At 67.9% G+C, this 23,561-nt stretch carries 19 protein-coding genes and 1 other RNA gene; 16 read left to right on the plus strand and 4 right to left on the minus strand.

Annotated elements, in window-relative coordinates:
* The first annotated feature begins 79 nt into the window (after window positions 1-79).
* From U5817_RS04075 to U5817_RS04090, 4 genes are all read left to right on the plus strand, one after another.
* Complete coding sequence (locus U5817_RS04075) at window positions 80-2,836, plus strand: molybdopterin-dependent oxidoreductase (protein WP_407279800.1); 2,757 nt, start codon at window positions 80-82, stop codon at window positions 2,834-2,836.
* A 289-nt stretch (window positions 2,837-3,125) separates the two neighbouring features.
* Entirely contained in the window at window positions 3,126-4,703 is a 1,578-nt protein-coding gene (locus tag U5817_RS04080) for an ArnT family glycosyltransferase (RefSeq protein WP_407279801.1), read from the plus strand.
* 30 nt (window positions 4,704-4,733) lie between these two features.
* Entirely contained in the window at window positions 4,734-5,660 is a 927-nt protein-coding gene (locus tag U5817_RS04085; RefSeq protein WP_407279802.1) for an SdiA-regulated domain-containing protein, read from the plus strand.
* 149 nt (window positions 5,661-5,809) lie between these two features.
* Window positions 5,810-6,868 (plus strand): threonine aldolase family protein, encoded by a 1,059-nt coding sequence (locus U5817_RS04090; RefSeq protein WP_407279803.1) that lies wholly within the window; start codon window positions 5,810-5,812, stop codon window positions 6,866-6,868.
* A gap of 86 nt (window positions 6,869-6,954) precedes the next feature.
* On the opposite strand, the gene U5817_RS04095 is transcribed toward U5817_RS04090, so the two are convergent.
* The 3 genes from U5817_RS04095 to U5817_RS04105 are packed head-to-tail and all read right to left on the minus strand — an operon-like array spanning window position 6,955 to window position 9,357.
* The gene (locus U5817_RS04095; protein ID WP_407279804.1) at window positions 6,955-7,515 is read right to left on the minus strand and encodes a hypoxanthine-guanine phosphoribosyltransferase; all 561 of its coding nucleotides are present in this window, start codon (window positions 7,513-7,515) and stop codon (window positions 6,955-6,957) included.
* A 4-nt stretch (window positions 7,516-7,519) separates the two neighbouring features.
* On the minus strand, window positions 7,520-8,068 hold the full coding sequence (locus U5817_RS04100) for an adenine phosphoribosyltransferase (protein ID WP_169126448.1): 549 nt from the start codon (window positions 8,066-8,068) through the stop codon (window positions 7,520-7,522).
* Window positions 8,065-9,357 (minus strand): NCS2 family permease, encoded by a 1,293-nt coding sequence (locus tag U5817_RS04105; RefSeq protein ID WP_407279805.1) that lies wholly within the window; start codon window positions 9,355-9,357, stop codon window positions 8,065-8,067. Before U5817_RS04105 ends, U5817_RS04100 begins: the two co-directional genes overlap by 4 nt.
* 374 nt (window positions 9,358-9,731) lie before the next feature.
* On the opposite strand from U5817_RS04105, the gene U5817_RS04110 reads away from it, so the two are divergent.
* The 11 genes from U5817_RS04110 (at window position 9,732) to U5817_RS04160 (ending at window position 20,955) form a co-directional block, all read left to right on the plus strand.
* Entirely contained in the window at window positions 9,732-11,420 is a 1,689-nt protein-coding gene (locus U5817_RS04110) for an AMP-binding protein (protein ID WP_169126452.1), read from the plus strand.
* A gap of 71 nt (window positions 11,421-11,491) precedes the next feature.
* Window positions 11,492-11,590, plus strand: an RNA gene (ffs, locus tag U5817_RS04115) — signal recognition particle sRNA small type.
* A gap of 129 nt (window positions 11,591-11,719) precedes the next feature.
* Window positions 11,720-13,930 carry a patatin-like phospholipase family protein gene (locus U5817_RS04120; RefSeq protein WP_407279806.1) on the plus strand — a complete coding sequence of 737 codons (2,211 nt, stop codon included), beginning with the start codon at window positions 11,720-11,722 and terminating at the stop codon, window positions 13,928-13,930.
* A 64-nt stretch (window positions 13,931-13,994) separates the two neighbouring features.
* The gene (gene dnaX / locus U5817_RS04125) at window positions 13,995-16,013 is read left to right on the plus strand and encodes a DNA polymerase III subunit gamma/tau (RefSeq protein ID WP_407279807.1); all 2,019 of its coding nucleotides are present in this window, start codon (window positions 13,995-13,997) and stop codon (window positions 16,011-16,013) included.
* A 25-nt stretch (window positions 16,014-16,038) separates the two neighbouring features.
* A complete protein-coding gene (locus tag U5817_RS04130; protein ID WP_050414651.1) occupies window positions 16,039-16,362 on the plus strand; it encodes a YbaB/EbfC family nucleoid-associated protein in 324 nt (107 codons plus the stop codon).
* Window positions 16,362-16,958, plus strand: a complete 597-nt coding sequence (recR, locus tag U5817_RS04135) for a recombination mediator RecR (RefSeq protein WP_169126457.1) — start codon at window positions 16,362-16,364, stop codon at window positions 16,956-16,958. Before U5817_RS04130 ends, recR begins: the two co-directional genes overlap by 1 nt.
* Before the next feature lie 198 nt (window positions 16,959-17,156).
* Window positions 17,157-17,750 carry a ubiquinol-cytochrome c reductase iron-sulfur subunit gene (gene petA, locus U5817_RS04140; protein WP_407279808.1) on the plus strand — a complete coding sequence of 198 codons (594 nt, stop codon included), beginning with the start codon at window positions 17,157-17,159 and terminating at the stop codon, window positions 17,748-17,750.
* Between the two features lie 3 nt (window positions 17,751-17,753).
* A complete protein-coding gene (locus U5817_RS04145) occupies window positions 17,754-19,022 on the plus strand; it encodes a cytochrome bc complex cytochrome b subunit (RefSeq protein ID WP_169126459.1) in 1,269 nt (422 codons plus the stop codon).
* Window positions 19,019-19,771 (plus strand): cytochrome c1, encoded by a 753-nt coding sequence (locus U5817_RS04150; RefSeq protein WP_169126460.1) that lies wholly within the window; start codon window positions 19,019-19,021, stop codon window positions 19,769-19,771. The genes U5817_RS04145 and U5817_RS04150 overlap by 4 nt, the downstream gene beginning before the upstream one ends.
* A gap of 94 nt (window positions 19,772-19,865) precedes the next feature.
* Window positions 19,866-20,465, plus strand: coding sequence for a glutathione S-transferase N-terminal domain-containing protein (locus U5817_RS04155; RefSeq protein WP_169126461.1), 600 nt, complete (start codon window positions 19,866-19,868; stop codon window positions 20,463-20,465).
* 43 nt (window positions 20,466-20,508) lie between these two features.
* Window positions 20,509-20,955, plus strand: a complete 447-nt coding sequence (locus U5817_RS04160) for a ClpXP protease specificity-enhancing factor (protein WP_407279809.1) — start codon at window positions 20,509-20,511, stop codon at window positions 20,953-20,955.
* 54 nt (window positions 20,956-21,009) lie between these two features.
* On the opposite strand, the gene U5817_RS04165 is transcribed toward U5817_RS04160, so the two are convergent.
* The gene (locus tag U5817_RS04165; RefSeq protein WP_407279810.1) at window positions 21,010-22,275 is read right to left on the minus strand and encodes a D-amino acid dehydrogenase; all 1,266 of its coding nucleotides are present in this window, start codon (window positions 22,273-22,275) and stop codon (window positions 21,010-21,012) included.
* A 205-nt stretch (window positions 22,276-22,480) separates the two neighbouring features.
* Between U5817_RS04165 and U5817_RS04170 the strand changes: the two genes are divergently transcribed.
* Window positions 22,481-23,482, plus strand: a complete 1,002-nt coding sequence (locus U5817_RS04170; protein WP_407279811.1) for a class 1 fructose-bisphosphatase — start codon at window positions 22,481-22,483, stop codon at window positions 23,480-23,482.
* The last annotated feature ends 79 nt before the right edge of the window (window positions 23,483-23,561 follow it).

Genomic DNA, 23,561 nt, shown 5'->3' on the forward strand with positions numbered 1-23,561 from the left:
GAGCAAGACAAAAGGCCTGTCCTGAACGGTAACGAGTTGGCGGATTTAAAAAATGGTGACGACCCCCGGAGAGATCACGATGGAAACGAAAGCCACCTGCCCCTACTGCGGCGTCGGCTGCGGCGTCCTCATCGAACATGACGGCGCGCGCATCACCGGCGTGCGCGGCGACCCCGAGCATCCGGCGAACTTCGGCCGCCTGTGCACCAAGGGCTCGACGCTGCATTTCACCGCGCGCCCCGAGACCCGCCTGCTGCATCCCGAACTGCGCGCCACGAAAGGCGAAGCGCGCCGCCGCGTGGGCTGGGACGAGGCGCTCGACACCGCCGCGCAGCGCTTCGCCGAAGTCATCAAGGAACACGGCTCCGACGCCGTCGCCTTCTACATCTCCGGCCAGCTGCTGACCGAGGACTACTACGTCTTCAACAAGCTGATGAAGGGCCTGATCGGCTCGAACAACGTCGACACCAACTCGCGCCTGTGCATGTCCAGCGCGGTCGCGGCCTACAAGCAGACCCTGGGCGCCGACGCGCCGCCCTGTTCCTACGAGGACTTCGCCGAGACCGACTGTCTGCTGGTCGCCGGCGGCAACCCGTCCTACGCGCACCCCATCGCTTTCCGCCGCATCGAGGATGCGAAGGCCGCGCGCCCGGACATGAAGCTCATCGTCGTCGACCCGCGCCGCACCGACACCGCGGCCACCGCCGACCTGCACCTGCCCATCCTGCCCGGTACCGACATCTGGCTCTTCAACGCGATGCTCAACGTGCTGCTGTGGGAAGGCCTTGTCGACACCGCCTTCATCCGCGAACACACGGAAGGTTTCGACGCGCTGCGCGAGCACGTACGCGAGATCACGCCGGCGGTCGCGGCCGAGGTGTGCGGGGTGAAGGCCGACGACATCCGCACCGCTGCGCGCTGGTGGGGCGAGGCGCCGCGCGCGATGTCGCTGTGGTGCCAGGGTCTGAATCAGTCCACGCACGGCACGCACAACGGCGCCGCGCTGATAGCGCTGTCGCTCGCCACCGGCAAGATCGGCAAGCCCGGCTGCGGCCCCTTCTCGATGACCGGACAGCCCAACGCGATGGGCGGGCGCGAGGTCGGCGGCCTCGCGAACCTGCTGTCCGCGCACCGCGATCTCTCGAACCCCGAGCACCGCGCCGAAGTCGCCCGCCTGTGGGGCGTGCCGGACGTGCCCGAGAAGCCGGGATTGACTGCCGTCGAGCTCTTCGACGCGATGCACGAGGGCCGCATCAAGGCGCTGTGGATCGCCTGCACCAACCCCGCGCAATCGCTGCCCGAACTGGAACGCGTGCGTGAGGCGCTGGCGCGCTGCGACTTCGTCGTGCTGCAGGAAGCCTACGGCAACACAGAGACCGCGCCCTTCGCCGATCTCCTGCTTCCGGCCGCGACCTGGGGCGAGAAGGAGGGCACGGTCACGAACTCCGAGCGCCGCATCACGCATGTCAATCGCGCCATCCCCGCGCCGGGCGAAGCGCGTGCCGACTGGGACATCGTGTGCGACTTCGCGCGCCGTCTCGGGCCCCTGATCGGCAAGCCGGAGGCCGCACGCATGTTCGGCTACGCCGGCCCCGAAGCGATCTTCGCCGAACATGCGCAGACGACGCGCGGGCGCGACCTCGACATCACCGGCCTGTCCTACGCCGTGCTCGACGGCAAGGGGCCGCAGCAGTGGCCCTTCCCGGAAGGCGCGAGCGAAGGCCGTGCGCGGCTCTATGCCGACGGCCGCTTTCCGACCGCCGACGGCAAAGCGCGCTTCGTCGTGCCGACCGCAAAACTCACCGCCGAGCGCGCCGACGCGCGCTACCCGCTGCGCCTGACCACCGGCCGGCTGCGCGACCAGTGGCACGGCATGAGCCGCACCGGCAAGGTCGCGCGCCTCTACAACCACGTCGATGAGGCGCGCATCGAGCTCAACGCCGACGACATGCACCTGCGCGGCCTCGAGGATGGAGACCTCGTGCGCGTGAAGAGCCGGCGCGGCGAGATCGTGCTGCGCGCCGCCGCGTCGAACGAGATCCGCTCCGGCCAGGCCTTCGTCGCGATGCACTGGGGCGCCAACGCGCTCAACTCGGCCGGCATCAATGCGCTGACGTTGCGCGAGTTCGACCCCTACTCGAAGCAGCCGGAACTGAAACACGCGACCGTGCAGGTCGAGAAAGCGAATCTGCCGCATCAGGCACTGATCATGCGCGGCGAGGGTGACAAAGAAGGGGGCGAGGCGACGACGGGAGAGGGAGAAGAGGAGAGGGATCCCGCCGGCGTCACACTCGAGCGCGCCGCGCGCCTCATCCCGTGGCTGGAGCGCTTCGCCTACGCGTCGCTCGCGCTCGCCGGCCGCGACCATCCCGCGGTGGTGCTGCGCATTGCGCACGACCAGCCGATCCCGCCGGCGTGGCTGGCCGAGCTCGACGCGCTGCTGGGCCTCGACGACGAGCACTGCCTCGCCTATAGCGACGCGCGGCGCGGGATCACCAAACGCGCGCGCATCGAGGACGGCCTGCTGGTCGGCCTGCGCCTCACCGGCGAGACCGCGGCCGCCGGCTGGCTGCGCGACGTGCTGGTCGAGCGCCAGCCGACCGCCGAGCTGCGCCGCTGGATCCTCGCGCCGCTCGCGAGCCCGCCGGCTGCCGCGAAGAGCCGCGGGCGCATCGTGTGCAACTGCCTCAACGTCTCCGAGAGCGACATCGCCGCGGCGATCGCCGGCGGCGCCGGTTTCGACGCGCTGCAGGACAAGCTCAAGTGCGGCACCAGCTGCGGCTCCTGCGTGCCGGAGATCCGGCGGATGGTTGCCGCGGGGCGGACCGCCGCCTGAAAGATGGCGTCGTGCCGCCGGCCCGATGAGGCGAGACGGATCGCCCGTCGGGCCGGCTGCCCAAGGGGGATCTCTCGCTCCAGGGCTCCCTGCCCGCCGCGACCGCATTTCCGCATGACGCGGATTTGACGAATTCTTGACACCCCGCTCGCTAGAGTCGCGCCTTGCCTGCGGGTGGCCCTTGCGCCGTCTCGCGGCAATTCCGAGGTCCATGGCTGTCGCAGCGCACGCCCACCAGGGTCGTTCCTGATTGGCCTCGTGCCGGGCGGGGGCCCAAATCGAGAAAGGCATGCGCGACGACACCCAAGTTTCGGTCCTCGGTCCGGCTCCATTCCGGCGCCCCTTTGCATTCACGTTAAACCATCCGCTCGCCGAACTGATCGCGCTGATGCTGCTGGCGCTGCTGCTGATCGGCGCCGGCATCGGCTTGCGCGAACCGGCCAATGTGGACGAGGAGCGCTTCCTCGGCATCGCGCTCGAAATGCTGCAGCACGGCTCGTGGATCATTCCGCACCGGGCCGGCCAGATCTACCCGGACAAGCCCCCGCTCTTCATGTGGGTCGTCGCGTTCCTCGTCCGCGCCACCGGCTCGCCGAAGGTCGCCCTGTTCCTGCCGGCCCTGGTCGCCGGGGCGGTCGCCACCGGCTGTCTGTACGACCTCGGGCGGCGCCTGTGGAACCGCCGCACCGGCGTTGCCGCGGCGCTGCTGTTCCTCGCCTGCTTCCAGACTTACAACGTGCTGCGCGCGGGCCAGCTCGACGGGCTGCTGTGCCTGTGGATCGCGCTCGGCATGTACGGCCTCGTGCGGCACCTGATGGCCGGCCCGGCCTGGGGCTGGTATTACGTCGCGTGTGCCGCGATGGGTTTCGGCGTCATCACCAAGGTCATCGGCTTCCTGCCGCTCTTCATGCTGCTGCCCTACGCGTGGGCAGTGCGCAAGGACTGGCATGGCCTCGCCCCGGTGCCGCGCGACCCATGGCGCTGGGCGCTGGGCCTCGCCGTGATGCTGGGGGCGGTCGCCGTATGGGCGGCGCCGCTCGCGGCCACGGTGCTGCTGCAAGGTGACGCCGAAAGCCTCGCCTACGTGCGGGACGTGACCCTGCACCAGACCGCCGAGCGTTACACCAATGCATGGATGCACCGCGAACCGGCGTGGTACTTCGTCGCGAACGTGATCCCTGAGGTCTGGCTGCCGCTCGTCCTCGGCCTGCCGTGGCTGGTGCCTGCGTGGCGACAGCAACTCGCCCGGCGCGATGGCCGCCTGCTGGTGCTGCTCGGCTGGACCCTGCTGATCGTGCTGTTCTTTTCCCTGAGCACCGGCAAACGCAAGCTCTACATCTTCCCTGCGCTCATGGGCGCGGTGCTGGCGGTCGCGCCGCTCGTGCCCTGGCTGCTGCGGCGCTGGTTCTCCGGCCGTCCGCGTGCGTTGCGCATCTTCCGCGGGATCGCCGCGAGCTGGTTCGTCGCCTGGTTCGTCGCCGGCTTCGTCGAGCCACTGCGGGAAGGTCCGAATCCCCATCAGGACGTGATGCGCTCGGCCGCCGAGCTGACCGGCGGCGCAGAGCTCCTCCTCGTCGACTGGCGCGAGGGGCACTGGCTGTTCGCGCGCCAGCCCATCGTGCATTTCGGCTTCCAGTCCCGCGCCGGCGTCGGCGAGGCCGCCCGCTGGCTGCGCAGCCATCCGGATGCCTATGCCCTCGTGCCGGCGCGCGAGCTTGCACGCTGCTTCATCCCGGACAAGGCTCGCAGGGCGGGGAGCACCTCGCGCGCGGAGTGGTATGTCGTCGCTGCCGATGCCGATAACGGACAGTGCCGCAGCGATCTCAAACCGCGCGAATTCCGCTTCGCGTGGCAGGCGCCGCTCTGACACACGAACAACAAGGACGAGGAGACCACAATGGCCGGAGCCGCCCGCGCAGCACGCACCGCCCGCAGGAGCCTGTATGGGCTCGCGCTGATCACCGCACTTGCGATCATCGGCATCGCGAACCACAAGCTGCACTGGGGCCGGAAGATCTCGCCGCATGCTGCGACAGCGCTGCATGCGGCGACCCCGGCGATCGCGTTGCAGGACTACGAAGTCGTCATCGACGCGAAGCCGATCCCCGGTGCTGCCGAGCTGTCCGGAATCACCTACGACTTCGATCGCGACCGCCTGCTCGCAGTGAGCAACGACGGACCGGCCGAGGTCGTCGCGCTGAGCCGCACGGGCGAGGTGCTCGAGCGCTACCGCCTGGAAGGCTTCGACGACACCGAAGCGATCGCCTACATGGGCAACGGCCGGGTCGCGATCGCCAACGAGACCCTGCAGCGCCTCAATTTCGTCGACCTCCCGCCGCAGTCGGGCACGATCGACGCGAAGGGATCCCCTTTCCTCACCCTCGGCCTCAACATGCACCGCGGAAACAAGGGCTTCGAGGGGCTCGCCTACGATGTGGCCGGCGATCGCGTCTTCATCGCCAAGGAGCGCGACCCGCGCCAGCTGTTCGAGGTGGACGGCGTCGCCGCCTCGCTCGGCGGCCGGCTGCAACTGGCCCTGCAGGATCACACCGACTGGATCGACCGCGATGTGTCCACGGGTGACCTCGCCGACGTGTCCTTCGATCCGAAGACGGGGCACCTCGTGCTGCTGAGCGAGGAGTCGAAGGAACTCGTCGAACTCGATGCCGAAGGCCACTTCGTGAGCTCGCGCCCGCTGGCGGGCCGGGGGTCAGGGCTCGCGAACGACGCGCCTTCGCCCGAGGGCGTCACGATGGACGCGGACGGCAACCTCTATGTCGTCAGCGAGCCCAACCTCTTCTACGTGCTCCGCAAGAAGCCATAGGGACGCCCTGAATCGGCGCGCGCACGGCGCGAGCAGGGCCGGTGACGGGTCGGGAAGGGGACGATCGTCGCTTCGGGGGGATGCTGCTAAGCTCCGCAGCCGGAGCATCGAACCCATCGCATCCCCAGCACCCACAAGGTGACGAAACCATGACCGAGACCGCATCCCCGACCCACGGCTACAGACTGCAGTTCGCCAGCGACAACACCGCCGGCACATGTCCCGAGGCGCTCGCCGCCTTCAACGAGGCCAATCGCGGCTTCGCCTCGTCCTACGGCAACGACGAGGCCACCGCGGCCGTTTGCGATCGCCTGCGCGCGCTCTTCGAGCGCGACGCCGAGATCTTCTTCGCCTTCAACGGCACCGCCGCGAACTCGCTCGCGCTCGCGTCCATGTGCCAGTCCTACCAGGGCGTTGTCTGCGCCGATACGGCCCACGTCGCCACCGACGAATGCGGCGCCCCGGAATTCTTCTCCAACGGCGCGAAGCTGCTCCTCGCGCCACACCGCCACGGCAAGCTCACGGCCGCCGGCGTGCGCGAAGTCATCACGCGGCGCAACGACATCCACTATCCGCGCCCCAAGGTCGTCACGCTCACCCAGGCGACCGAACTCGGCACCTTGTACCAGCAGGGCGAGATTGCCGGCATTGCGCGGGTCGCACGCGAACATGGCCTGAAGGTGCATATGGACGGCGCGCGCTTCGCCAACGCCGTCGCATCGCTGGGCCTCGCCCCCGCCGACATCACCTGGCGGGCAGGTGTGGATGTGCTGTGCTTCGGCGGCACGAAGATGGGCCTACCGGTCGGCGAGGCGATCGTGTTCTTCGACAAGGCGATGGGCGAGGAATTCGCCTACCGCTGCAAGCAGGCCGGCCAGCTCGCATCCAAGATGCGCTTCCTGTCCGCGCCCTGGCTTGCGATGCTGGAAAACGGCGTCTGGTTGCGGCACGCCGCGCACGCCAACGCGATGGCACAGCGCCTGCGCGAGCGCATCGCGCCGCTCGCCGGCGCCGAGATGCTGTTGCCGACCGAGGCCAACGGCGTGTTCATCAACCTGCCGGAGGCCGCGATCGAACGCCTGCGTGCAGCCGGCTGGGTGTTCTACACCTTCATCGGCGGGGGCGCCCGCTTCATGTGCTCGTGGGCGACGACCGAGGCGGCGGTGGACCACCTCGCGCGCGACCTCGCGGAAGCGCTGGAGGGCTAGGAGGCGCCGCGGAGCGGGCTCCCGGATGGGGACGCCCCGCGCGCGGGATTCGCGGCGCCGGCCCGCGCAGACTCCTGCTCCCGCTCTCAGGCGCCTTTCAGCGCATAGATCCCGGCCGCGTTGCGCCAGTAGCCCTTGTAGTCCATGCCGCAGCCGAAGAGGAAGCGGTCGGGGATGTCCAGGCCGTGGAAGTCCGGCTTCATGTCAGGGCGGGCCTTGCGCCCGTGCTGCTTGTCGACGAGCACCGCGGTGAGCACCTCGGCCGCGCCTTCCTCGCGGCAATGCGCGACGATCGCATCCAGCGTGTGGCCCTCGTCGAGGATGTCGTCGATGACCAGCACCGTGCGCCCCTTCAGGTCCTGCGTCGGGCGCACGCGCCAGTCGAGCATGGTCTGGCCGTTGAGCGCGTGGCCGTAGCGCGTCGCGTGCAGGTAGGCCACTTCCAGCGGGAAATTCAGCCGCGACAGCAGGCGCCCGGCAATCACCAGCCCGCCGTTCATCACGCAGTAGCACACCGGGTTGCTGTCGGCGAGGCGCGCGGTGATCGCGGTCGCCATGCGGTCGAGCGCGGCGCTGACTTCGGCGGGCGTGGCGAGGCAGTCCGCCTCGGCCATCGCCAGTTTGATTTCGTTGAGATCGACGCTCATTGGTTCAGTGTCCGGAAAAATCGCAAACGGTAAAGATTTCGAGCCCCGCGTCGCGCAGCAGCTTCGAGCCCCCGAGCTCGGGCAGGTCGACGATCGCCGCCGCCTCGACGACCTCGGCGCCGAGACGTGCGAGCAGGCGCGCAGCGGCCATCATCGTGCCGCCGGTCGCGATCAGGTCGTCGATCAGCAGCACGCGGTCGCCCTTGCGTGCGGCATCGGTGTGCATCTCGACGGTCGCGTTGCCGTACTCGAGTTCGTAGTCCTCGGCGATCGTCGTGAAGGGCAGCTTGCCCTTCTTGCGCACCGGCACGAAGCCCACGTTGAGCTGGTGCGCGACCACGCTGCCGAGGATGAAGCCGCGCGCATCGATGCCGGCGACGACGTCGATGGCGCGGTCCATGTAGCGCAGCACGAACACATCGACCAGCAGGCGGAAGGCCTTCGGGTCCTGCAGCAGCGGCGTGATGTCGCGGAACATCACGCCCGGCTGCGGCCAGTCCGGCACGGTGCGGATCGCGTTCTTCAGGAAGGCGGTGTCGAGCTGTATGGTCATGACAGGAAGGCGAACTTGAGGACGAATACGATGGCGATGCCGACCACCATCGGCGAGAGGTCGCGACTGCGGCCGGCGAGGACCTTGAGCGCAGCATAGGACACGAAACCGAAGGCGATGCCGTGCGCGATCGAGAACGTGAACGGCATCGTGATCGCCGTCACCACCGCCGGGGTCGCCTCGGTGAGGTCGTCCCAGTCGATCTCGGCGAGACCCCGGATCATCAGCACCGCCACATAGCACAGCGCCGGCGCGGTCGCGAAGGCGGGCACCGTGCCGGCGAGCGGCGCCAGCACCAGCGCGGCGAGGAACAGCACCGCGACGGTGACGGCAGTGAGCCCGGTGCGTCCGCCGACCGACGTTCCCGCCGCCGATTCGATGTAGGCGGTCGTGGACGAAGTCCCCAGTCCCGCGCCGGCGACGATCGCGGCGGAATCCGCGAGCAGGGCGTTCCTCAGCCGCGGCAGCTTGCCATCCTTGTCCAGCAGCCCCGCCCGGTGCGCGACGCCGATCAGCGTGCCCGAGGCGTCGAACAGCTCGACCAGGAAGAAGGTCAGGATCACCGTCAGCAGGCCCGCATTCAGCGCCCCGGCGATGTCCATCTGCATGAAGGTCGGCGCGATCGAGGGCGGTGCGGCGACGATGCCGTTGAACGGCGTCAGTCCCAGCGCGATCGCGATCACCGTGATCGCGAGGATGCCGATGATGATCCCGCCGTGGACGCGCCGCTGCTCCAGCGCGACGATCAGGATGAAGCCCAGCACCGCCAGCAGCGGCCCCGGCTGGTGCAGGTCGCCCAGCGTCAGCAGCGTCGCCGGATGGCCGGTGATGATCCCCGCGTTCTTGAGGCCGATGATCGCGAGGAACAGCCCCACGCCGGCCGAGATCGCGAACTTCATCGAGCGCGGGATCGAATTCACGATCGCCTCGCGCAGCCGGAACAGGCTCACGAGGACGAACAGGCAACCGGAGATGAACACCGCCCCGAGCGCCGCCTGCCAGGTGAAGCCCATGCCCTTCACCACCGCGAACGCGAAGTAGGCGTTGAGGCCCATGCCCGGCGCCAGCGCGATCGGGTAGTTCGCATACAGGCCCATGATCGCCGAACCCAGCGCGGCCGCGATGCAGGTCGCGACGAAGACCGACTCCCTTGGCATCCCCGCAGCGGACAGGATGTCGGGATTGACGAAGATAATGTAGGCCATCGTGAGGAAGGTCGTCAGACCGGCCAGCAGCTCCGTCCTGACGTTGGTGCCGTGCACGGAGAGCTGGAAGAAGCGTTCCAACATCTTGTTCCCCAAGCGAAAAAGCGGCGGAGTCTACCGCTCGCGCCGGCCCCGGACAATTGTTGTTACACACAATGCCGGCTGGCCGCGGCTCGCTTCCGGCGTGGATGCCGGGCGTCGCGCGCACCGTCGGCGGCTGCTCCCGCTGTCCCGCGCGAGGATGGTCAAAATGGGCAGGCCGGAGGCGAACGATGGTTGCATGACGTTTACGTCAACGTCAAAATACCGCCCGGCGTTCCATAGGGGCGTCGCAATCCAATCAAAGTCGCCTGCGGCACGCGACCCCGGGTGTACGGCCGGGGGCCCCGGGGCAAGCGGGCGTACATCGGGCGTGACGGATATGCATCCGCTACGCCGCTTCTGGGAAAGGAGAGGAAATGACTGCTGTTGCCGAGTTTCTGAAAGCGCGCGACTTCCTGCTGGCCAACCGCACCGACTACGCGACCGCGTACGCCGGGTTCCAGTGGCCGCAGCTCACCGAGTTCAACTGGGCGCTCGATTACTTCGACTCCATGGCGCAGGGTAACGACAAGCCCGCGCTGTGGATCGTCGAGGAAGACGGCCGCGAATCGAAGCTCTCCTTCGCCGAGATGTCGGCGCGCTCGAACCGCGTCGCCAACTGGCTGCGCGACCAGGGCGTGGCGCGCGGCGACCGCATCCTGATCATGCTCGGCAACGAAGTGCCGCTGTGGGAAACCATGCTCGCCGCGATCAAGCTCGGCGCCGTCGTGATCCCCGCGACCACGCTGCTGACTCCGGACGACCTCGCCGACCGCCTCGAGCGCGGCCAGGTCAAGCACGTCGTGATCGGCAAGGCCCACACCGACAAGTTCGCCGACCTCGCCGGCGCCTACACTCGCGTCAGCGTCGGCGGCGCGACCGCCGGCTGGCTGTCCTTCGAGGACGCCTACCAGGCCTCGCCCGAGTTCAAGGCCGAAGGCGTCACCAAGGTCACCGACCCGCTGCTGCTGTACTTCACCTCCGGCACCACCTCGAAGCCGAAGCTCGTGCAGCACAGCCACCAGTCCTACCCCGTCGGCCACCTGTCGACGATGTACTGGATCGGCCTGCAGCCCAACGACCGCCACATGAACATCAGCTCGCCGGGCTGGGCCAAGCACGCCTGGAGCTGCTTCTTCGCCCCGTGGAACGCCGGTGCCTGCGTGTTCCTGTACAACTACAATCGCTTCAACGCCAAGGCCCTGCTCGACGTGTTGGTGAAGTACGAGATCACGACCATGTGCGCGCCCCCGACCGTGTGGCGCATGCTGATCCAGCAGGATCTCGCCTCGGTGAAGACCAACCTGCGCGAACTCATCGGCGCCGGCGAGCCGCTCAACCCCGAAGTCATCGAGCAGGTGAAGAAGGCCTGGGGCATCACCATCCGCGACGGCTTCGGCCAGACCGAGACCACCGCGCAGATCGGCAACACCCCCGGCCAGAAGCTCAAGCCCGGCTCCATGGGCCGCCCGCTGCCCGGCTACACCATCGCGCTGCTCGACGCCGACAGCAAGCCGGTCGACGAAGGCGAGATCAGCCTCGTGCTCGCCAAGCGCCCGCTCGGTCTGATGCTCGGCTATGCCGGCGACGAGGCCAAGACTGCCGAAGTCATGCGTGACGGCCACTACCGCACCGGCGACGTCGCGAGCATCGACGAGGAGGGCTACATCACCTACGTCGGGCGCGCCGACGACGTGTTCAAGGCCTCCGACTACCGCATCAGCCCGTTCGAGCTCGAATCGGTGCTGATCGAGCACCCGGCCGTCGCCGAAGCCGCCGTCGTCCCGAGCCCGGACCCGGTGCGTCTCGCCGTGCCCAAGGCCTACGTGATCCTCGCCGCCGGCCACGAGCCGTCGAAGGAACTCGCGAAGGACATCTTCGCCTTCACGCGCGATAAGCTCGCCCCGTACAAGCGCATCCGCCGCCTCGAGTTCTCGGATCTGCCCAAGACCATCTCGGGCAAGATCCGCCGCGTCGAACTGCGCAAGAGCGAAGAGGGCAAGGACGCCAGCGTGCGCGGCGCGCTCGAGTTCTTCGAGGAGGACTTCCCCGAGCTCAAGGGCTGAGTCGCGGCGCATTGCGCATTGCATCAAGGGGCGCGTGCAGCGGCGCCATTAGCTGCTACAATGTGCCCCGTGGCGGGTCTCCCCGCATTGCAGCGCGGTGAACCTGGTCAGGGCCGGAAGGCAGCAGCCACAGCCGTTCCCTGCAAGTGCCGGGGGTCGGGCTCGCCACCCTCATTCGCGAACGGGCGCCTCCGGAAACGGGGCGCCCGTTTCATTTTGTGCTTCCTTGGCGGACTTCCGTTACGTACACGCTACGGTCGATACGGTATCGTCGGTCCATTCCTTCGCCGAGCACGCGCTTGAACCTGCGTCCCCTAGTCCTGTCCCTGCTGTGTCTGGCCGGCCTCGCCGCCGCGCCCGCGTGCGCCGAAGCAAGCAAACCGCCGCAGGGCGTCGCGCTGGTGCTCTCGGGTGGCGGCGCGCGCGGCATCGCCCACGTCGGCGTGCTCAAGGTGCTCGAGGACATGCGCATTCCCGTCGACTGCATCGTCGGCACCTCTATGGGCGCCATCGTCGGCGGGGCCTACGCGGCGGGGATGGAGCTGGGTGACATGGTGCGCGAGATCCACGCCGTCGACTGGGTGAACATGTTCGCCAGCAGCGTGCCGCGTGAGGACCAGCCCTTCCGCGACAAGCAGGACGCCGCGCGCAACCGTTCGGCGATCACGCTGGGCTATGGCGACGGCGCGCTGCTGCTGCCGCAGAGCGCGATCTCGGGCCAGGCGATGGACCGCTTCCTCACGCGGCTCGCCGGCGACGCCGAAGTGCTCGACACCTTCGACAGTCTCGCGCTGCCCTACCGCGCGGTTGCCACCGACCTCGAGACCGGCGAACTGGTGCTGCTCGACAAGGGGCCGCTGTGGCGCGCGATGCGCGCGAGCATGGCCGTGCCCGGCGTGTTCCTGCCGATCGAGCAGGACAGGCGCCTGCTCGTCGACGGCGGCCTCGTGATGAACCTGCCCGTCGACATCGGCCGCGAGTTGTGCGGCGGGCGCGTGATCGCCGTGAACCTCGGCACGCCTCCGCACGCGCGCGAACGCCTGCGCTCGGCGACCGACATCGCGCTGCAGGCGATCAACCTCGCGCTCGAACAGAACGTGCGCCAACAGCTAGCGCGCCTCGGCCCCGAGGACGCACTGATCCAGGTCGAGCTGCCCGGCATCACCTCGCGTGATTTCGAGCGCGTGCTCGAGACCATTCCCTACGGCACCGAGGCCGCGTTGCGCCAGTCCGCGTCGCTTGCCCGCTTCAGCGTCGATGAGGACAGTTACGCGAAGTGGCAGACCCTGCGCCAGTTCCGTTGGCACAAGCGCGCGCCCGTCGTCGCCGACGTCAAGGTCGAAGGCCTCAAGTTCGTGCCCGAGCGCCTTTTCGGCGCCACGCTCACGCAGAAGGCCGGCGAGCCGCTCGATCCCCAGAAGCTCGAGCAGGACATCGCCCGCATCTACGAGCGCGGCGACTTCGACCGCCTGCGCTACAGCGTGCTGCACGACGGGCCGCGCGCCACGGTGCAGCTCGACGCCGACGAGAAGGCGTCGGGACCCAACCTGCTGCGCTTCGGCGGCGGCCTCGCGGCTGACTTCGAGGGCGGCTCCCAGGTCGGTCTCTACGCCGGCTTCTCGCGCCGCTGGCTCAACACCCGCGGCGGGCGCTGGGACACCGACCTGCAGCTCGGCACGACGAACCGCATCCGCAGCGAGCTGTTCCAGCCGCTCGACCTCGACAGCGGCTGGTTCGTGGCGCCGTCCGTGGAGTTGTTCAATCGCGTGCTGCCGGTCTTCGTCGACGGGCGCAAGCTGTCGGAGAACAAGGAGAAGGGCGGCGTCGTCGGCCTCGACGCGGGCTACGAGATGGGCATGTGGGGCGAGCTGCGCGCCGGCTGGCGGCGCGGGCGGCGCAACTCGGAGGTGATCTCCGGACCCGAACTCTATCCCGAGCGCCTCATCGAGGACGGCTGGGTGCATGGCACCGCCACCATAGACCGCCTCGACAGTCCCTTCTTCCCGCGCCGCGGTTACGCCGCGCGCCTGCGTGCGGAGCTGCACTCGCCGGCCTTCGGTGCCGATCAGCGCTACTTCTTCACCGAGCTCGACGGCGACACCGCGACCTCCTTCGGACCCAACGTGTGGCGCCTGCGCGGGCTGTTCGCCGGCAGTCCCGACCGCGACCTCCCCGAGGTCGGCCGCACCCTGCTGGGCGGGCCCTTCCGCCTGTCCGGCTACCGCTATGGCGAGCTGGCCGCCGACCAGGTCGCGCTCGTCAGCGCCGCCTACTATCGCCAGATCACCCGCCTGCCCGACACGCTCGGCCGCGGCGTGTATGCCGGTGCGACCGCCGAATGGGCAGAGCTGCGCAACTACGGCACCTCGCTCACGCCCGACCCCGGTCGGCACCGCGCATACTCGATCTTCCTCGGAGCCGACACCGCGCTCGGCCCCATCTACGTCGGCGCGAGCTACTCGCCCGAAGTCGGCGACGTGCGCTACTACCTGCAGGTGGGGCAGCCCTGACGTCGCAGCACGTGCAGCGAATCGCCCCGGGGGCGTGCCCGGCGCTCTGCTAGAATCCTGCGCCATGAGCTATCAAGTTCTCGCCCGCAAGTGGCGGCCGAAATCCTTTGCGACGTTGGTCGGCCAGGAGCATGTCGTCCGCGCGCTCAGTCATGCCTTGGCGACCGGCCGGCTGCACCACGCCTGGCTGTTCACCGGCACCCGCGGCGTCGGCAAGACCACGATCTCGCGCATCCTCGCCAAGGCGCTGAACTGCGAGACCGGCGTCACGGCCGAGCCCTGCAACCAGTGCGCCGCCTGCCAGGCGATCGACGCCGACCGCTTCCCCGACTACGTCGAGATGGACGCTGCGTCGAACCGCGGCGTGGAGGACATGGCCGCGCTGCTCGACAAGGCCGTTTATGCGCCGGTGCAGGGGCGCTACAAGGTCTACATGATCGACGAAGTGCACATGCTCACCGGGCATGCGTTCAACGCGATGCTGAAGACCCTCGAGGAGCCGCCCGAGCACGTCAAGTTCATCCTCGCGACCACCGATCCGCAGAAGATTCCGGTCACGGTGCTGTCGCGCTGCCTGCAGTTCAACCTCAAGCAGATGCCGCCGGGCCACATCGTCGAGCACCTGTCGCGCATCCTCGAGGCCGAGACCGTCCCGTTCGAGGCCCCGGCGCTGCGTCACCTCGCCAAGGCCGCCAACGGCTCGATGCGCGACGCCCTGTCGCTGCTCGACCAGGCGATCGCGCACGGCACCGGCAAGGTCGAGGAAGAGCAGGTCACTCACATGCTCGGCACGGTCGGCGACGACCACCTGTATGCCGTGCTCGACGCGCTCGCCGCCGGCGACGTCACGGCGCTGCTTGCCGTCGCCGATCGCATGGAAGCGCGCAGCCTCTCGTTCGACGCCGCGCTGCAGGCCCTCGCGTCCATCCTGCACCGTGTCGCCCTCGCGCAGTTCGCCCCCGCGGCGATCGCCGACGAGGCCGAGCGCCAGCGCCTGCTGCCCTATACCGAGGCCTTCGACGCGGAGTTCCTCCAGCTCGCATACCAGATCGCGATCCACGGCCGCGACGAGCTGCCGCTCGCACCCGACGACTACGCCGGCTTCACGATGACGCTGCTGCGCCTGCACGCCTTCCGCCCCGACCAGTCGGCGGCCCTCGGCAGCGCCGCGGCCGAAGGCGGGGGAGGGGGTGTCGCGCGCAGCCTGCCGCCCGCGCCGCCGCGGCCCGCGGCAGCCGCGCGACCCGCTTCCGCGAACGCCGGCGCCCCGTCCATGCAGGCCGCCCCGTCGGCTGCCGCGACTCCGGCGCCATCCGTTGCGCCTGCGTCGTCCCCTGTGTCCGCGGCCGTGTCGGTGCCGCCAGCCCCGGCACTGGTGGCCGAATCCGCGCTGCGCCAGGCACCGGTCTTGAAAAGCGCCCCGGCGGAAAGTCGTCCCGAGCCCTCCAACTCGGTGCCTCCCTGGGAGGATCTCCCGCCGGAAGCCTTCGTCGGCCAGAGCGCCGAGCTAGCGGTCCTTCGAACTGAACCGCCGGCCGAAGCCGCTCCGCCCCCGGTTGCAACGCCGCCTGCGGCGGCTGCGCAGCCGGAGAAGGCCGCGCAGCCCGCTCCGCAGCCCGAAGCCCCCCCCGTGTCGCCGGCATCTGCGGTCGCGGCGGCGGTGCCTGCGCCCGTCGACGGCGACGCCGCGGGGGACTTCGCGGCCGGCAACTGGCACGGGCTCATCCGCCGTCTCGGCCTCGGGGGGCTCGTGCGCGAGTTCGCCCAGCATTGCGAGTGGCTGGGCCTCGTCGACGGCGTGATTGACCTGCGCCTGTCGAACGCCCACCGCCACCTCCTCGACATGAATCCGGGCGTGGTGGAGCGTATCCAGGACCAGCTCGTCTCCCTGTACGGGGCGCCGCTCAAGCTGCGCGCCACAGTCGGCGCGATCGCCGGCGAGACGCCCGCGCAGCGCGACGAGGCCGACCGGCGTGCGCGCCACGCCGAGGCCGTGGCGGCGCTCGAAAGCGATCCTTTCGTACGCGAACTGATCGAACGATTCGACGCAACCCTCGTGGAAGCGTCGGTAAAACCTCTTTGAATCCCCAATTGCGGAGAATCGCACCATGATGAAAGGCGGAATTGCCGGCCTGATGAAGCAGGCCCAGCAGATGCAGGAAAACATGAAGAAGATGCAGGACCAGCTCGCCCTCGTCGAAGTCGAGGGTCAGGCGGGAGCCGGCATGGTGAAGATCCTCATGACCTGCAAGCATGACGTCCGTCGCGTCACGATCGATCCCTCGGTCATGGACGACAAGGAAATGCTGGAGGATCTCGTCGCCGCGGCGATGAACGACGCGGTTCGCCGCGCCGAGGCCACCACGCAGGAGAAGATGGCGGGCTTCACGTCCGGTCTCAACCTGCCGCCCGGGATGAAGCTCCCGTTCTGATGAGCTCCCCCTCGAGTCTCGACGAACTGATCGAAGCCCTGCGCGCGCTGCCCAGCGTCGGCCCCAAGTCGGCGCAGCGCATGGCCTACCACCTGTTGCAGCGGGACCAACGCGGCGCCGGCCGGCTCGCGCGGGCGCTCGCGCACGCCCTCGAAGTGCTGCGCCACTGCGAGCGCTGCAACACCTTCTCCGAGACCGACGTCTGCCAGCGCTGCGCCAACCCGCAGCGCGACCACTCGCTGCTGTGCGTCGTCGAGATGCCTGCCGACCTTGCAATGATGGAGCAGACCCAGCTCTACAACGGCCTGTACTACGTCCTGATGGGGCGCCTGTCGCCGCTGGACGGTATCGGGCCGCGCGAGCTGCGCCTCGACAAGCTCCTCGCGCGTGCCGCGGACGGCGACGTGAAGGAAGTGATCCTCGCCACCAACTTCACCAACGAAGGCGAAGCCACCGCGCACGTCATCGCCGAGTTGCTTGCGGCACGCGGCGTGAAGGTGAGTCGCCTGTCGCGCGGCGTGCCTGTCGGCGGCGAGCTCGAGCACACCGATACGGGCACGATTGCGCAAGCCCTGGTCGAGCGTCGCGCACTCTGACAAAGAGGTTTGCTGCGCTGCGAAAGCTGCGCTGCAGCAATCGGTTTCCATCGAATCCGCGCTGTCATGCGGGGGTGCGTCCGGAGTCAATGTCAATGGCATGGATTCGGCATGCCCTCTTTTTATGTATCAGGCTTTTTGCTAAAATCCCGCAGTTTTTTTGTATCCGGAAACGGGTTTCTTTTCAGGGATGAGGTCATGAGCGTGGATCAGAAGATGGACAGTGGCCGCCGGCAACTGCTTGTCGCGACGTCGGCCGCCGGTGGCGTGGCTGCGGTGGCGACGGCTGTGCCGTTCGTCGCCAGTCTGACGCCGTCGGAGCGTGCGAAGGCTGCGGGTGCGCCGGTCGAGGCGGATATCAGCAAGCTGGCGCCGGGCGAGATGATGACGGTTGAGTGGCGTGGCAAGCCGGTATGGATCCTGCGCCGGACCCCGGAAATGCTGGCTTCGCTCGACAAGACCGATGCCGCCGTGAGCGATCCGGAATCCGCCAAGGAGATGCAGCCGGAGTACGCGAAGAACAAGAGCCGCTCGATCAAGCCCGAATACCTCGTCGCCGTCGGCATCTGCACCCACCTCGGCTGCTCGCCCAGCGACAAGTTCAAGGTCGGTGCCGACAGCGGCATGGGCGACGACTGGCACGGCGGCTTCCTGTGTCCCTGTCACGGTTCGAAATTCGATCTTTCCGGTCGCGTGTACAAGAGCATGCCGGCGCCGGACAACCTCGAAGTGCCGCCGCACAAGTACCTTTCCGATACCACGATCCTCATCGGTGACGACTCCAAGGCCTAAGCGATGACCACAAAATCACAACAACTGCTCAACTGGGTCGATGAGCGTTTCCCGCTGACGTCGACCTGGAAGGCGCACCTGTCCGAGTACTACGCGCCGAAGAACTTCAATTTCTGGTACTTCTTCGGTTCGCTGGCGCTGCTGGTGCTGGTGATCCAGATCCTGACCGGCATCTTCCTGGTCATGCACTACAAGCCGGACGCCTCGCTCAACGCCTCGGGCATCCCCGTCGCGTTCGCCAGCGTCGAGTACATCATGCGCGAAGTCCCCGGTGGCTGGCTGATCCGCTACCTGCACTCGACCGGCGCCTCGGCCTTCTTCATCGTCGTCTACCTGCACATGTTCCGCGGCCTGCTCTACGGTTCCTACCGCAAGCCGCGCGAGCTGATCTGGATCTTCGGCACGCTGATCTTCCTCGCGCTGATGGCTGAAGCCTTCATGGGCTATCTGCTGCCGTGGGGTCAGATGTCCTTCTGGGGCGCGCAGGTCATCGTGAACCTGTTCTCGGCGATCCCGGTCATCGGTCCCGACCTGTCCGTCGTCATCCGCGGCGACTTCGTCGTCTCCGACGCCACGCTGAACCGCTTCTTCTCCTTCCACGTCATCGCCGTGCCGCTGGTGCTGATCGGCCTCGTCGTCGCGCACATCGTCGCGCTGCACGAAGTCGGCTCGAACAACCCCGACGGTGTCGAGATCAAGAAGAAGAAGGACGCGAACGGCATTCCGCTCGACGGCATCCCCTTCCATCCGTACTACACGGTGAAGGACATCGTCGGCGTGGTCGGCTTCCTGATTTTCTTCTCGGCGATCGTGTTCTTCGCCCCCGAAGGCGGCGGCTACTTCCTCGAGTACAACAACTTCATCCCGGCCGACCCGCTGAAGACCCCGCCGCACATCGCTCCGGTGTGGTACTTCACCCCCTTCTACTCGATCCTGCGCGCGGTGACCTACCCGCTGTTCGGCATCGACGCAAAGTTCTGGGGCGTGGTCGCGATGGGCGCCGCAGTCGTCATCATCGCCTTCCTGCCGTGGCTCGACCGTAGCCCGGTGAAGTCGATCCGCTACAAGGGCGGCCTCTTCAAGGGCATCCTCGCGGTCTTCATCGTTTCCTTCTTCATCCTCGGCTACCTCGGCGTTCTGCCGCCGACCCCGGGTCGTACCTTGGTGGCGCAGATCTGCTCGGTGATCTATTTCGCCTTCTTCCTGGCGATGCCCTGGTACAGCAAAATCGACAAGTGCCAACCCGAACCGGATAGGGTGACTTTCAAATGACAATCAACGTGATCAAGACCCTGAAGCGCCTTGCCGCTGCGGCGCTGTTCGCGCCGACGCTGGCGCTGGCCGCCGGTGCGGTGCTGCACCTCGACAAGGCCCCGGTGAGCAAGGATCCGGCCGCCCTGCAGGCGGGTGCGAAGACCTTCGTCAACTACTGCATGAACTGCCACAGCGCGAGCTTCGTCCGCTACAACACGCTGACGCAGATCGGCCTGACCGAGCAGGAAATCCGCGACAACCTGATGTTCACGGGTGAGCGCGTGGGCGACCTGATGAAGATCTCGGCCAGCCCGAAGGAGCAGAAGGCGTGGTTCGGTGCGACCCCGCCGGACCTGACCCTGATCGCGCGCCAGCGCGCCTCGGAGTTCGGCAGCGGCGCCGACTGGCTGTACACCTACCTGCGCCAGTTCTACCGCGACCCGAACCGTCCGACGGGCTGGAACAACAAGGTGTTCGAGAACGTCGGCATGCCGCATGTGCTGTGGGAACTGCAGGGCGAGCAGATCGCCAAGGTGACCGAGCATGACGGTGCGAAGTCGATCGAGCTCGAACTCGCCAAGCCCGGCAAGCTGTCGGCGCAGGAATACGACAAGACCGTCGCCGATCTCGTCTCCTTCCTCGTGTGGATGGGCGAGCCCGTCGCCGAGAAGCGCAAGACCATCGGCGTTGTCGTGCTGATCTTCCTGGCCGGCCTGTTCGCGCTCAGCTTCGCGCTGAAGAAGAACTACTGGAAGGACATTCATTGAACGTCCGCGCGAACTGATTCGGCGCCTTGAAGTCTGACGCACCACGCGAGCCTCGCGTGGTGCGCTTTGTTTTTGTATCGGGAGCTGTAACACCATGATGAACCTCTATTCCGGCACCACCGATCCGTTCAGCCATCGCTGCCGGATCGTGCTGTTCGAGAAGGGGATGGACTTCGAAGTCATCGACGTCGATCTCTACAACAAACCGGAAGATATTGCTGTCATCAATCCGTACAACCGCGTGCCGGTTCTGGTCGATCGCGACCTCATCCTGTACGAGTCGAACATCATCAACGAGTACATCGACGAGCGCTTCCCGCATCCGCAGCTGATGCCGCCCGACCCGATCATGCGTGCCCGTGCGCGCCAGCTGCTGCACACCTTCGAGCACGAGCTGTTCTCGCACATCGAGGCGCTCGAGAAGAACCAGAAAGGCACGGTCGAGAAGAGCCGGGCGCACGTTCGGGACCAGCTCGTCCAGCTCGCACCCATCTTCACGAAGCAGAAGTTCATGCTCGGCGACGAATTCTCGATGCTCGACGTCGCGATCGCGCCGCTGCTGTGGCGCCTCGAGCACTACGGCATCGAGCTGCCGAAGGCCGCCGCCAACCTGCAGAAGTACGCCGAGCGCATCTTCAGCCGCCAGGGCTTCATCGACGCCCTGACGCCGTCCGAAAAGGTAATGCGTCGTTGACGCGCAGGTGGCCCCGCCAGCCGGGGCCCCACGGATCCCATCCATGAGCAAGGTATCGACCAAACCCTACCTGGTGCGCGCCATCTACGACTGGTGCCTGGACCAGGGCTTCACGCCCTACATCGCGGTTGCCGTCGACGAGCGCACGGTCGTTCCGCCCGGCTATGCACGTGACGGCCAGATCGTGCTCAACCTCGCGCCGGACGCGACCAACCATCTGGTGATGGGCAATGACCTGATCACCTTTCAGGCCCGTTTCGGCGGTGTCGCGCATGCCTTGTCCCTGCCGGTGGCCAATGTCCTGGCCATCTACGCCCGCGAGAACGGGCATGGCATGGCGTTCGAGCAGGAGGTCGCCGGTGGCGAGGCTCAGTCGGACGAGGAGGTGAGGGAGGAGGCCGATTCCGGTGCGGGTGACGGCGATGGGCCGGATACGCCGTCGGCGGCGGGCCGCAGCGCCGGTCGCAATCACCTCAAGGTCATCAAGTAGCAGGCAGCGGGACGGCCGTCCGGCCGACCCGTCGCGATGCGCGGCGACGGGCGCTCAGCGGCGCCCGTCGAGGAAGGGAAAATGCTCGACCGGCGGGCGCTGGCCGCGGATGAGATCGGTGATCGCGCTCGCCGATCCGCAGGCAAGCGTCCAGCCCAGCGTGCCGTGGCCGGTGTTGTACCACAGACGGGAGATGCGGCTGCGTCCGATCAGCGGGATGTTGCCCGGGGTCGCCGGACGCAGGCCGGTCCAGCGCTCCGCCCGGTCGAGGTCCACCGCGCCGGGAAAGCGCGCCTCGATCCAGTCCAGGATCGCCTGGCAGCGTGCCGCGTTGATGGCGGTGTCGAAGCCGTTGAGCTCCGCGGTGCCCGCCACGCGCAGGCGTTCGCCGAGGCGCGAGCAGACGATGCGGCGCGATTCGTCGGTGAGGCTGACGCTGGGTGCGCGCGCGGCATCGACGATGGGGGCGGTGATCGAATAGCCCTTCACCGGGTAGATCGGCAGCGTCTCGCCCAGCGGGGCGACGAGCGCGCGGCCGTAGCTTCCCAGGCAGACCACGTAGGCGTCGGCGGTCAGCGCGCCCGCGCGGCCCTGCGCATCCCGCACTTCGACCGCCTCGATGGCACCGCTCGAGCGTGACAGGCCGGTGATCGTCGTGTCGTAGTGGAAACGCACGCCCGCTTCGGCGGCGAGCTGCGCCAGTCCCTGGGTGAAGCGACAGGCGTCGCCGGATTCGTCGTCGGGGGCGTACAGGCCACCGGCGAGCTGGGTACGCACGGCGCCGAGGGCCGGTTCGAGCGCCACGCACTCATCGGACTCGCAGGCGCGTGCGGCAATGCCGTAGGCGGCCAGCTCGGTGACCCGTCCGCGCGCGTGCGCGAACTCCGCCGGCGTGAAGAACAGGTGCAGGATGCCGCGCTCGAGGTGGTCGTAGGCAAGGCCCGTCTCGGCCCGCAGCTGCCGCAGCTTCTGCCCGCTATGCACGGCCAGGCTGGCGATCGCGGCCGTGTTGCGGCGGGTGCGCCCGGGCAGGCATTCGCGCAGGAAGGACATGGCCCAGCGCCATTGCGCGCTGTCGGCATGGGGGCGGAACAGCAGCGGGGCGTCCTCGCGCCCGAGCCAGCGCAGTGCAGTGAGCGGTGCGCCGGGGTTGGCCCAGGGTTCCGGGTGGCTGATGGAGATCTGGCCGCCGTTGGCGCGGCTGGTTTCGAGTGCCGCTGCGGGCTCGCGATCGACGACGCTGACTTCGAATCCGGCCCTGGCGAGAAACCAGGCCGTCGTGACGCCGGTGACGCCGGCGCCGAGAACCAGAACGTGCATAGTGAGTGATCGGGTCTTGCGGTCGCCGGAAGGGTCGTCGCCGCCACTGCGCGGGGAAGCCCGCGGAATGACGATCATAACCTCTTCGAGCGTTGCGGGTGCGCGGATCTTGATGCGTTCTGCCACGGTACGCGGGATAATCCGCTTTTTTCAGTTTGCGCCACTATCTGCATCCGGCTCGGCCGGATCCACAAGGAGTCATTTCATGCGACGCGTCACGCTAACCCAGTTTCTGATCGAGCAGCAGCGCGCGGGCCGGACCACGCCCGAGCTGCGCCTGCTGATCGAGGTCGTCGCCCGCGCCGTGAAGGCGATCAGCGTCAATGTGTCGAAGGGCGCGCTTGCCGGCGTGCTCGGCGAGGCGGGCACGGACAACGTGCAGGGCGAGGCCCAGAAGAAGCTGGACGTGATCGCGAACGAGATCCTGCTGCAGGCCAACGAGTGGGGCGGCCACCTGGCGGCGATGGCCTCGGAAGAGGTGGAGGAGGTGCACCAGATCCCCTTCGACTATCCGAAGGGCGGTTACCTGCTGCTGTTCGATCCGCTCGACGGTTCGTCGAACATCGACGTGAACATCTCGGTCGGGACGATCTTCTCGGTGTTGCGCAACCCGGAAGGCGTGGGCGAGCCTACCGAGAAGAACTTCCTGCAGCCGGGTCGCGAGCAGGTGGCCGCGGGTTATGCGCTGTACGGGCCGTCGACGCAGCTGATCCTGACCGTGGGTAACGGCGTGCATGGTTTCACGCTGGACCGCGAGATGGGCAGCTTCATCTACACCCATCCGTTCATGACGGTGCCGGAGGAGACGCAGGAGTTCGCGATCAACGCCTCGAACGCGCGTTACTGGGAGCCGCCGGTGCAGCGCTACATCGCGGAGCTGCAGGCGGGCAAGACCGGCCCGCGCGGCAAGGACTTCAACATGCGCTGGGTGGCCTCGATGGTCGCGGACGTGCATCGCATCCTGACCCGCGGCGGCATCTTCATGTATCCGCTGGACGAGAAGTGCCGCGACAAGGGCGGCAAGCTGCGCCTGATGTACGAGGCCAATCCGATGGCGATGATCATCGAGCAGGCGGGCGGTGCGGCGACGACGGGTCGCGAGCGCATCATGGACGTGCAGCCGACCAAGCTGCACCAGCGTGTGCCGGTGGTGCTGGGGTCGGCGGCTGAAGTCGAGCGCGTGACGCAGTATCACTTGGAAGCTTGAGGCTGAGAAGGCGCCCCCTCGGGGCGCCCGCCCGAGCGCGGTCCGGGTTCTGGCCCGGGCAGGCGCTCGTGGCCTTCGG

The organism is Aromatoleum evansii, from assembly GCF_045689615.1.
GTDB classification, from domain to species: domain Bacteria; phylum Pseudomonadota; class Gammaproteobacteria; order Burkholderiales; family Rhodocyclaceae; genus Aromatoleum; species Aromatoleum evansii.

Coding starts and splice junctions, on each gene's coding strand:
- U5817_RS04130 (WP_050414651.1), top strand. CDS start 16,039: ATGATGAAAGGCGGAATTGCCGGCCTGATGAAGCAGGCCCAGCAGATG.
- U5817_RS04075 (WP_407279800.1), top strand. CDS start 80: ATGGAAACGAAAGCCACCTGCCCCTACTGCGGCGTCGGCTGCGGCGTC.
- U5817_RS04155 (WP_169126461.1), top strand. CDS start 19,866: ATGATGAACCTCTATTCCGGCACCACCGATCCGTTCAGCCATCGCTGC.
- U5817_RS04145 (WP_169126459.1), top strand. CDS start 17,754: ATGACCACAAAATCACAACAACTGCTCAACTGGGTCGATGAGCGTTTC.
- U5817_RS04100 (WP_169126448.1), bottom strand. CDS start 8,068: ATGACCATACAGCTCGACACCGCCTTCCTGAAGAACGCGATCCGCACC.
- U5817_RS04150 (WP_169126460.1), top strand. CDS start 19,019: ATGACAATCAACGTGATCAAGACCCTGAAGCGCCTTGCCGCTGCGGCG.
- U5817_RS04170 (WP_407279811.1), top strand. CDS start 22,481: ATGCGACGCGTCACGCTAACCCAGTTTCTGATCGAGCAGCAGCGCGCG.
- U5817_RS04105 (WP_407279805.1), bottom strand. CDS start 9,357: ATGTTGGAACGCTTCTTCCAGCTCTCCGTGCACGGCACCAACGTCAGG.
- petA (WP_407279808.1), top strand. CDS start 17,157: ATGAGCGTGGATCAGAAGATGGACAGTGGCCGCCGGCAACTGCTTGTC.
- U5817_RS04165 (WP_407279810.1), bottom strand. CDS start 22,275: ATGCACGTTCTGGTTCTCGGCGCCGGCGTCACCGGCGTCACGACGGCC.
- U5817_RS04080 (WP_407279801.1), top strand. CDS start 3,126: ATGCGCGACGACACCCAAGTTTCGGTCCTCGGTCCGGCTCCATTCCGG.
- recR (WP_169126457.1), top strand. CDS start 16,362: ATGAGCTCCCCCTCGAGTCTCGACGAACTGATCGAAGCCCTGCGCGCG.
- dnaX (WP_407279807.1), top strand. CDS start 13,995: ATGAGCTATCAAGTTCTCGCCCGCAAGTGGCGGCCGAAATCCTTTGCG.
- U5817_RS04085 (WP_407279802.1), top strand. CDS start 4,734: ATGGCCGGAGCCGCCCGCGCAGCACGCACCGCCCGCAGGAGCCTGTAT.
- U5817_RS04095 (WP_407279804.1), bottom strand. CDS start 7,515: ATGAGCGTCGATCTCAACGAAATCAAACTGGCGATGGCCGAGGCGGAC.
- U5817_RS04160 (WP_407279809.1), top strand. CDS start 20,509: ATGAGCAAGGTATCGACCAAACCCTACCTGGTGCGCGCCATCTACGAC.
- U5817_RS04090 (WP_407279803.1), top strand. CDS start 5,810: ATGACCGAGACCGCATCCCCGACCCACGGCTACAGACTGCAGTTCGCC.
- U5817_RS04110 (WP_169126452.1), top strand. CDS start 9,732: ATGACTGCTGTTGCCGAGTTTCTGAAAGCGCGCGACTTCCTGCTGGCC.